The organism is Methylosinus sp. Sm6 (genome assembly GCF_019802345.1).
Classification (GTDB): domain Bacteria; phylum Pseudomonadota; class Alphaproteobacteria; order Rhizobiales; family Beijerinckiaceae; genus Methylosinus.
Map to the genome: position 1 here is coordinate 35,135 of NZ_JAINDZ010000038.1, position 9,041 is coordinate 44,175.

General features: G+C 61.6%; 10 protein-coding genes and 1 pseudogene. 6 read left to right on the forward strand and 5 right to left on the reverse strand.

Going from position 1 to position 9,041, the window contains the following annotated elements; all coding sequences use genetic code 11:
- Nucleotides 1-9: 9 nt before the first annotated feature.
- The 4 genes from K3F48_RS19680 to K3F48_RS19695 form a co-directional block, all read right to left on the reverse strand.
- Entirely contained in the window at nt 10-1,461 is a 1,452-nt protein-coding gene (locus K3F48_RS19680) for a nuclease PIN (RefSeq protein ID WP_222577144.1), read from the reverse strand.
- Entirely contained in the window at nt 1,458-3,341 is a 1,884-nt protein-coding gene (locus K3F48_RS19685; protein WP_370631458.1) for an SIR2 family protein, read from the reverse strand. The genes K3F48_RS19680 and K3F48_RS19685 overlap by 4 nt, the downstream gene beginning before the upstream one ends.
- Nucleotides 3,342-3,352: 11 nt before the next feature.
- A complete protein-coding gene (locus K3F48_RS19690; RefSeq protein ID WP_222577145.1) occupies nt 3,353-4,534 on the reverse strand; it encodes a Fic family protein in 1,182 nt (393 codons plus the stop codon).
- A gap of 78 nt (nt 4,535-4,612) precedes the next feature.
- Nucleotides 4,613-5,131 carry a hypothetical protein gene (locus K3F48_RS19695; protein WP_222577146.1) on the reverse strand — a complete coding sequence of 173 codons (519 nt, stop codon included), beginning with the start codon at nt 5,129-5,131 and terminating at the stop codon, nt 4,613-4,615.
- A gap of 307 nt (nt 5,132-5,438) precedes the next feature.
- Between K3F48_RS19695 and K3F48_RS24565 the strand changes: the two are divergent.
- A pseudogene (locus K3F48_RS24565) lies at nt 5,439-5,790 on the forward strand (chromosome partitioning protein ParB); the annotation flags it as partial.
- A gap of 85 nt (nt 5,791-5,875) precedes the next feature.
- On the opposite strand, the gene K3F48_RS19705 reads toward K3F48_RS24565, so the two are convergent.
- On the reverse strand, nt 5,876-6,103 hold the full coding sequence (locus K3F48_RS19705; RefSeq protein WP_222577148.1) for a helix-turn-helix domain-containing protein: 228 nt from the start codon (nt 6,101-6,103) through the stop codon (nt 5,876-5,878).
- A gap of 194 nt (nt 6,104-6,297) precedes the next feature.
- On the opposite strand from K3F48_RS19705, the gene K3F48_RS19710 reads away from it, so the two are divergent.
- From K3F48_RS19710 to K3F48_RS19730, 5 genes are all read left to right on the forward strand, one after another.
- Nucleotides 6,298-6,594 carry a DNA -binding domain-containing protein gene (locus K3F48_RS19710; protein WP_222577153.1) on the forward strand — a complete coding sequence of 99 codons (297 nt, stop codon included), beginning with the start codon at nt 6,298-6,300 and terminating at the stop codon, nt 6,592-6,594.
- Nucleotides 6,595-6,732: 138 nt separating this feature from the next.
- A complete protein-coding gene (locus K3F48_RS19715) occupies nt 6,733-6,942 on the forward strand; it encodes a transcriptional regulator domain-containing protein (RefSeq protein WP_222577149.1) in 210 nt (69 codons plus the stop codon).
- 241 nt (nt 6,943-7,183) lie between these two features.
- Complete coding sequence (locus K3F48_RS19720; protein ID WP_255609423.1) at nt 7,184-7,516, forward strand: DUF2285 domain-containing protein; 333 nt, start codon at nt 7,184-7,186, stop codon at nt 7,514-7,516.
- Between the two features lie 233 nt (nt 7,517-7,749).
- The gene (locus K3F48_RS19725; RefSeq protein WP_255609426.1) at nt 7,750-7,974 is read left to right on the forward strand and encodes an AlpA family transcriptional regulator; all 225 of its coding nucleotides are present in this window, start codon (nt 7,750-7,752) and stop codon (nt 7,972-7,974) included.
- A gap of 12 nt (nt 7,975-7,986) precedes the next feature.
- Nucleotides 7,987-9,041, forward strand: a 1,055-nt coding sequence (locus K3F48_RS19730; protein WP_255609425.1) for a replication initiator protein A, incomplete at its 3' end; no start/stop codon positions are given.

Genomic DNA, 9,041 nt, shown 5'->3' on the forward strand with positions numbered 1-9,041 from the left:
TTAGAATGCTTACATGAACAGGCGATACGGATAGACATTCCGCGGCAGGTCCGGAACGTTCGCTATCGTGCGGGCGAGTTTTTGCGAATAGCGAATGCTGACCGGCACAGGGTCGTAAAGCGCGTCGTTGTTCCAATCCATCTTCGTGAGGGCCAACGCCTCGTGGGCTGTGAGTTCAAGCGGCCCGCTGCCGGCATGACGGATCAGTTGCAACGGCCGGGGGATGCTCTTCTTGCCTTGATAGTAATCGCCTTTGGTTGATACCTCGGGAGCATTGCCCGCCACCCATACCAAGGCAGAATTGCCCGTGCGAATCACCATCGTCCCACGCGGTACGGGAAACCCCGACGGTTTTGACGGCGGCTTCTCTAGTCCCGACTTGATGAGCCAAACGCCGCGCCAGCACGATGCCGAGCTGACCTCGACGCACTCTATTTCCGCGACACCGGCAAGCGCGTCGTACGCGCCCTCGATTTCGCCCTCCTTGAAGGCCGTCGTTTTGTGAATGATCATGCGCTTTGGTAGGTTGCCGCCATTTCGCCCCTGATAGAGTTCCAGGCTACGGGCGAGGACCGCGCGCATGTCATCGCGGCTGAGAAAGGGGTTCCTGCGGGCTTCGGCCACGTCGGCCACCGGGTCTCGCGCTTCGAACGCAACGAACTGCATCCCGCCGCCGTCCATGTCGAATACCTGCGAGCAGCACGTCACATAATGCGCGTCTTTCTGGTCACCGCGCAGGGCATAAGCCAACCCGATGTAGGCGGTATCCGCCGGCACGCCCTTCAGCGGCGCGAGCTTCCACGGCGTGCCCGCAGCCTTCACATACAGTGCGGTCGAAAGACGCCACGCGAGCGAGGCCTTGTAGCTGAAGGTGAAGACGCGATCGTTCAGGACTTGGGTCGGAATATTATACTTGGCACCCAGAGCCTTCAGCACGTCGTGTGCGTCAAAGAATTTTCCGCGCGTCGCCCTGTCCCAGTTGTCGGGAAAGTGGACCAGCACAACGTCGAATTCATTGCGAACGGCGTCAAGTCGGCGGAGCGCTGCATCCATGGCAAGGTAGAGGCGATGCTGCGCGTTGCCGTCGCCCGGCAGCTGGTCGAGGTGTTCAGGCCACTTGACGTGTGCGCTCGCGGGCGCGGCCTCGAGCGACACGCGGAACAGGCGTTCGAAACCGGGATATTCCGGCACATATTCTGATCGGTCGGAAGGCCGATGCGCGCTCCGCAACAGCTTCATCAGGTCGCCGCGACGATGGAAAGCGCTCTCCGGGCCAACCGTGGCGATGCGCACGCGGGAAGTGTATCCGCCAAACGATCCCTTCGAATACGGCCCGAAATTCAGGAGGCCGCGCAGTGGATGGACATCAACCTGCGTGGCGTCGGATGGCGAAAACGACAGGTCCGGCTCATCCAAGAGCGCGAATGGCGGCAGCTCGGTGAGGGCTGGGTTCGCCATCATTTGCTCCTGTCGAAGTAGGCATGATGATGCGACGGGCGGCTATATCCTGTGACAGGTGACACCGTGAACACGGCATCAACGCCAGTGCCCTCTTCAAGCCCGAAGGCGCTTCGAGTCGTGCCTCCCGTTTCGGTCAGAAGCTGGGCCCAGGCCCCGATAATGCTGGCCCAATTTCTATTATAGCGCGGGGCCCAGCGTTCGCGGCGCCAGTCACCGGCGGGATCACCTCGGCGCTCGGCTTGCATACCCATTTCAGCCGGAGCTTCTTCGGCGACCAGATCCTCCGCACCCTCCGTTTGGGGAGTGTCTTGTCGAGGCAGCTGGACGAACGTGTAGGGTTCGAAGCCGCACCACCACTTGCCATCGACCTGCTCCAGCTTGAGGTAGACACCCTCCTGAAACGGGTAGCCAAGCTTAGGCACTGCGCCAAAGAGACTCGTCCCGTACGCGTCGCGCAGCCGAGATAGGGTTTGTTGCTGACGCCGCGTTCGCTCAGGATCATCGCCGTCGCGCGGTGTGGCGACGACAAGCGAATGGCCCGAACGCCTGTAGCGCGGGATGAGCGGGCGCTGTCGGGCGAGAGATCGCACAAGCGTATCGTATAGCAAGCCCATGGCCCAGCTATCGGCGACCGGATCTAGGTCGATCGTTCCGGCGAGCGATGGGCCGAGCGGAGCGAAGGCGTCCAAGATTTCTTGGTCGCGCCCGAACACCGCTAGCTCCCGCCCCAACGCGGCCGCCGTCGCTCGACATCCCTTCGCCTTAAAGATCTCGCGCACCTCTGCCGACGTCGTCGATTGGCTCAGCCTGATGCGCCTAGCCGCGGTCGGCATCGATTGGAGCAGAATTGCCGAGTAGCGCAGCACCGGGAATGCGCGGGCTTTCGCATTCGGAATCTGAACGTGTACGAGGCGCGGTGTGGGTCGCCCCTCCATCACGCGATCAAAAAGCGGCTTGGGCAGATCGGTTATCTTGATGATATCGGCAGCCAGTTCGTCGAAGGTCGCGCACTCGACGACGGCCACGTCCACGCCGGCCGCTTCGGCGCGATCTAGGAATTCGATCACTGCGGGCAGTAAGCGCGAAGCTGACGAGGTGAGCCAGTACAGCCCGTTGGGAAATGGCGACGGCGCGTCGAGAACCGTGTTCAGCGCTTTCATGATCGAAGCGTCGCGGCCGCTATAGCCGACGAAGATCATTCCGAAGCGCTTGCCGGATTCCATCAGCACATGCCGCATCCGGGCGTCCTGTTCTTCCAGTTCCGATCCCGTGTTCTTAATCGCGATCGACTGATAATCACCGTGGAGTTTAGCGACCAACGGCCAGTCCGATTCATTGAGGCACCGCATGGCACGGTCGGCGGAATCGATCGCCGCCACAGTCGGGCGGTTCTGGTCGTCTACTAGCAGGATCGCATTTGCCGAATTCGTCGACTCCTCGATGAGCGGATCGAAGTTCGTCGTGAAAACGCAATCGACCTTGCCGGCAGCCATAAGACTGCCAAGTACCTTGTGACCAAAACAGGGAGTGCCCTTGGAGATCGCATCGTCGATATATTGTCGGCGATGCCGGGCTTCTGGATACACCGCTTCGAAGGCCTTGGCATATTCCGTTGGATCGCCGTCAGGCGGCAACAGTGATGTTTGCCGGAAAAAGGCATCGATCCTGTCGATCCAGACTGGATCAGCCGTATCGATCTCCCGCTTTGAAAGGTTCGTCTCGCGGCAAAAGATTTGCGCCTTGAAATCGCGGATCATGGCATAGCCGGTCGGAATGCCGGAGGCGGCCGATGCGCCGGCGCCAAGGAACCACGCCACAAGATTTGGCCTAAGATTGAAGGCAGTCGCGAATTGTGCAGCGGATATAGTTTTTAGCGGCACGGACTCCCCCATTAGGCCGTAGTCGGGAGCGGGTCGGTTCCCTCGCTCAAAATGGCGAGATATCGCCGATAACTGAACACGCGCCCCCGTTTGCGCCCGGTGATTTCCTCCACGACGCCGAACCGCTCCAAATCGGCGAGCGCCGCATTGACCGTGGGGGCTGAGAGACCTGTCTTCTGAACGAGCTGGTTGGCTGTCAGGAACGGGTTTTGCTGAAACAGATCATGAATACGCAGCGCCGAGCCGGCCCGGTCGCTCTGCGTCGTGATCCGTTCGCGGTCTTCCTTGAACAGATCAACGATCCGGGTGGCGGCGTCGAACGCCTGATTGGCCGTATCCGCCACGCCCGTCAGAAAGAAGTCGAGCCAGGCTTCCCATGCGCCATGTTCGCGCACTTCCTGAAGCAGCCGGTAATAGTCGGCGCGATGGGTTTTCAGGTGCAGGCTCAGATAAAGTAGCGGTTTGCGAAGCACGCCGTTGACGCAGAGATACAGCGTGACGAGCAAGCGTCCGATCCTGCCGTTGCCATCTAGAAACGGGTGGATGGTCTCGAACTGGACATGCAGCAGCCCTGCCTTGATGAGGGCGGGCAGGCGCGAGCCTTCCTCGTGCATGAAGCGCTCAAGCGCGTCGAGACAGCCGTCCATATCTGTCGGCGGGGGCGGCACGAACAGCGCGTTGCCGGGGCGTGTACCGCCGATCCAGTTCTGCGATAGCCGGAACTCGCCGGGGTTTTTGGTGCCCCCACGGCCGCTTTGCAGCAGCCGCGCGTGCATTTCACGGATCAGGCGCAATGATAGCGGCAGGTGTTCCAGCCGCTCCAGTCCGTGCATCATGGCGTCGACGTAGTTCGAAACTTCGCGGATATCGTCGATTGGCTGGCCTGCCTGCGCCTCGGTTTCAAAGCGTAGCAGGTCCGAAAGTGTCGATTGCGTGCCCTCTATCTGCGAGGAAAGAACGGCTTCCTTCCGCACGTACATGTAGAGGAACAGTTCCTGGCGCGGCAGCAGCATGGTGATGCCGTCCAGCCGCCCCAAAGCCCGTTCCGCGAGGCTCAGTTTCTCCAGCAGAGCCAGCACGTCGATCGGCGGTTCCGGCGGCAGTGAGGGCGGCACGAAGGCGCGCACGATTTCGCCCGCAACAGGGGTCTCGATATAGCGGCCTAGCCGGACATTGGAAGCTGATTCGGACATGCCCCATTATGCGGGCACGGCGTTATTTAAGCAATTGGCGCTTGGCTTAAAATAGGAGTTGAGCTAAGGTAAGCGCTCTTAAATAGCGGGCGGCACCATCATGGGCGGGTACACGCATCGTGACAGTATTCTGCGGCGGGAACCCTGCCGGCTGCTTTCGACGAATGGTCCTTCACTGACAACACGGTCGATCACGAGCAGCCAATCGAAATCTGCGAACTCTGCGGTCAGCAAGACCTTCGCTATCGCTTCGAGATCGCTAACCGCTATACCGACGCAACACTTTGGTTCGGTTCCCATTGCATACTGCAATTCGATGTGGCGGTCATGGAGAAAGGTCGGCGTCTGTCGCCGACCGAGGCGAAGCGTCACCTCACCAAACTGACCCAGCAGATGCAGTTGGAATCCTGCATCCGCACACTGGAGCAGCTCGCCGCGAAAGAAAGCAATCCGATCCTGTCGGGCGCTCTGGATTACTACCGCAGGAACAAGAAGCTTACCCCCAAATACGCCGCCGTCGTTTTCTGGAAGCTTCAGGCTTTCAACGTCGATCATCACCCGTCGTTCTTCCAGATCGAACTTCGTCGCGCCCAGCATATCGACGATCTCAGACAGATGCCGACCGCGCGCGTCCATCGCTTCTGGAGCGCATTGACGACTGCGCAGCCTCGCAAGGCTGTCGAACTCGGCCACACCCCACCAAAAGGATAGCTACGGCGATCACGCCGAAACGCTGCGCCACAGAACGGCAGCTCTCGCCGGCCGCCGAAGCGGCGACGACACGCTCGCGAAGATTATTGGAGAGAGGTCGAACATAGATGCTGGCCTCCGCCCAGCCAGCATCTTGAATCACGATCCCTTCAAATTGGGAATCCGTCGCGATTCCAAAAACGCGTGAAACGCTCTAGCCTCTCACGCGGACGGCATCGAGGATACCCCCGCCGCGAAGGCGCTGGCAGATTGTCATGCCGGATGGGCGTCGGACATGCCCCGCGACGTGGCGGACCTGTGGACCTTCGTCGCCGGTCTGGACGATGCGAGCCTCATGGCCTTGCTCACCCATTGCGCATCGCTGACCGTCAATGCGGTCGGGTGCCGTGGGAGCAGAAGTCCCAGGCCCGTGCGACGGCGGAGACGCTGGCGAGCGCCGTGGCGCTGGACATGACGGCGCACTGGACCCAACCGAGAAGACCTATCTCGGCCGCGTCACCAAGGCTCATATCCTCGCCGCGGTGCGTGATGGTGTCGGCGACGAGCGGCGGCCCATGCGGGATTCGAACTTCGATATGTAGCGAGTCCAGCGCCGCAAACATCCGCGATATCCAGAGAAAGTGGACGATTTCAGCCGCGAGCTCTCGGCTTGCTGCGCTTGAGAAGCTCGGCGGGTTCAACGCCGAACGCGTCAGCGATCCGCCCTATAATGCTCACCCTCGCAGACACATTGGCGCGCTCGATCGCGCCGACGTAGCGAGAACTCAGCTGCGCCTTCTCGGCAAGTGCCTCTTGCGTCCATTTCCTGGCGTTGCGCAGGCGACGCACATTCGTCGCTATGACCTCCTCGATTTCCATCGAGGCATGGAAGCCGAGTCAAGAACGTTCATTCCAGGAACGAACATTCCTATTCGTCGGCAACCATGCTACGTTTGGCCTCCGCCGATCCGGTGGGTCTTCCACCCCAGCGAACAACGCGATGCGCCGATTGCATCACCATCGGAATAGAACGCCAACCAATCCTGGGATATAATCCTGTCGTCTCGCCATGAATTCGCCGGCATAGAGCGACAGGCAGGTCCGCAATGAGCACGCCAGCCTTCGAAGATCGTCCGCCGCTCACCGAGCATGTGAACACCTACGACCACCGCCACCTCACGACCTATCTGCGGCTGCTGGACGCCGCCGAAGAAGGCGCCGACTGGCGCGAGGTCGTCGCGGTGATTTTCGGGATCGATCCGGAGCGCGAGCCGGAACGGGCGAAGATCATCCATGAAAGCCATTTGGCCAGAGCGAGATGGATGTCCGCCGTCGGCTATCGGCAGCTTTTGGGCACGCGCGCGCAATAGTCTCTCTTCTCGCCTGCCATAAAAAGGTCACGGGCGCTCGCGGCACGCGATGCAACCCTTTGGGCTAGTTTTGGTTCTGCCATTCCGGGATCGTCGAAGTCGCCGCTCGAGCTACGAGGCCAAGCCGAGGAGCGTTTCATGCCGACGAATTTCTGGAAAACTCCTGATTCTATCAAGCAATTGAACGACCTGGACCCTTCCGGTTTCGCGCTCGAATTCCTGCGTCGGAATTCGAAATATCGCCAAGATTATCGCGAGACGCTGAGGCGGATCGAACGCGGCGCCGTCGACGAAGCGACCGCGCTTTCGAGCCTCGCGCATCGCTGGGGGTTGCAGTTTCGCTCATGATCCGGAATCTCCGGCGGGAATGAAGCAAGCGCTCTGGCTCCCTGAGATCGATCCTGGCACGCTGATCATCGCTTCGGCGCCGCCCCGCTTCGCGGCGGACGGGACCTTTGATCCGACCGCATTGGGCACCATCGTCGCGGATAAGTCCGACGATGGCGGAAGGCGGCTCGTCGTCGGCGGCGCCCGAGGCTACATTCATGTCTGGATGAACGAAGGTGCGCCGAGCCGTCCCGCGATCATTTTGCCGCTCGACGCGTCGCTCGAAATCCGGCTCGAAATCGCGTCGCGTTTCGTTCGGCTCCTTCAGGGCGGGGCCGCAGGTCCGCTACCTCGCGCGCTTCAATTGACCGCGCAGCGACGCGCACGTCTCATCCTGTTGCTGCACGCACTGGATTTCCGGCTCAGCGGCGCGGGACCACGCGACATCGCCGCGTCCCTGATCGACGCCGCGGACGCCGCTCTTCCCGCGCTCGAGTGGAAGAGTTCGGCGACGCGCCGCAAGGCGAACCGTCTCATCCATGATTCCATCGCGCTGATGAACGGCGGCTACAAGCGGCTGCTGCGCGGCGGCTGATGAACCTTCCGCGTTCTCCGTTTCCTAGGACATCCCAGCGTGCGCCTCGCGGAAGGGGGGACACGGACCGGCATCAAAACTTCGTCCTCCCCCTGCGCTTCTCTTCTCCGCCACGGTGATCTCGAAACGCCGCGACCTTTCTGCGGCGCACCTCACCGCTACGGAGGCGTCTCTTGCGCGACAAATCACCCGAGGGCGCCACGCGCTTCGTCCGGACGCATGAAGCCGCACGAATGCTCAGCCTCTCCGCGCGCACGCTCGAAAAATACCGCTGTCACGGCGCCGGCCCGACGTTCCGCAAGCTCGGCGGCCGTGTCGTCTACGCGATCGAGGATATTCAGGCCTGGGCCGATGGGGCCGCCTGCCGCTCGACATCCGATCCGCAATATGTCGAAGCGCGCGACGCCGTCCGCGTCGACACCGGCGTGCGCATCGCCCGCCCGCACTCCCACCGCTGAGGCGACGCCGCCATGTCGCGCCGCCTCCCCGTCATCTCGAGCGAGCGAAGCCGGCTCCACCCCTTCGTCATCGCGACGGGGGACGCGTCGCCGCGCGATCAGCGCGATCTCATGGAGCGGCCCTTCTTCTCGCTCGCCAAGGCGAAGCGCACGACGCCGATCCTCTACGAGGCGGCCGGCGCGCGCGTGGAAGTCTTCGCCATGCCTGAGCATGGCATGGCGACCATATGGGACGCCGACGTGCTGATCTGGGCGGCGAGCCAGATTGTGGAGGCCGAGAACCAGGGCCTCACAACGTCCCGATTCCTGCGCTTCACGCCCTATCAGCTCCTCAAGGCGGTCGGACGGGCGACCGGCGCCCGCGATTACAAGCTCCTGAAGGGCGCGCTCACCCGCCTGCAATCGACGGCCATCTGCACCACCATTCGCAACGGCGAGCACTGGCGTCGAAGCCAGTTCTCCTGGATCAACGAATGGGAGGAATGCGTGACGCGCGACGGCCGCGTCGAAGGCATGGAATTCGTTCTCCCGGAATGGTTCTACCGCGGCGTCGTCGACCGATCGCTCGTGCTCGCCATCGACCCTGCCTATTTCCGGCTGACGGGCGGCGTCGAACGCTGGCTCTATCGCGTCGCCCGCAAGCACGCCGGTCGACAGAGGCAGGGCTGGAGCTTCGATATCCCGCATCTGCATCAAAAATCCGGCAGCCTCGCGACGCTCAGAAGTTTCGCCTTCGACATCCGGCTCATCGTCCACCGGCAACCGCTCCCCGGTTATCGCCTGCGGATCGAGCGCGAAGGTCGGCGCGAGCTGCTTCGCATCGTGCCGATCGACTTATCCACAGCCCCTGTGGATAAGCCTGTGGAAACGCTCGGGACTTCGGGAACACATGGTATCGGGACTTCGGGAGCAGCCCTATCGGGACTTCGGGAACGCGAAGGCCAGCTAACCCTATGGCCCGAAATAAAAATCTGCGCTGCTAACTTAGAATCTAACATACTGACTCTAACTTGTTGTTGCGAGTCAGCAGTCTGTGGAGACAACGCCTCTCCATTTCAGTCTGCCAC

Excerpts from the sequence above, each read along its gene's own strand:
- K3F48_RS19680 (WP_222577144.1), bottom strand. The coding sequence starts at position 1,461 with ATGATGGCGAACCCAGCCCTCACCGAGCTGCCGCCATTCGCGCTCTTG.
- K3F48_RS19690 (WP_222577145.1), bottom strand. The coding sequence starts at position 4,534 with ATGTCCGAATCAGCTTCCAATGTCCGGCTAGGCCGCTATATCGAGACC.
- K3F48_RS19695 (WP_222577146.1), bottom strand. The coding sequence starts at position 5,131 with ATGCTGGGCGCGACGAAGTTCGATCTGGAAGAACGACGGGTGATGATC.
- K3F48_RS19705 (WP_222577148.1), bottom strand. The coding sequence starts at position 6,103 with ATGGAAATCGAGGAGGTCATAGCGACGAATGTGCGTCGCCTGCGCAAC.
- K3F48_RS19715 (WP_222577149.1), top strand. The coding sequence starts at position 6,733 with ATGCCGACGAATTTCTGGAAAACTCCTGATTCTATCAAGCAATTGAAC.
- K3F48_RS19725 (WP_255609426.1), top strand. The coding sequence starts at position 7,750 with ATGCTCAGCCTCTCCGCGCGCACGCTCGAAAAATACCGCTGTCACGGC.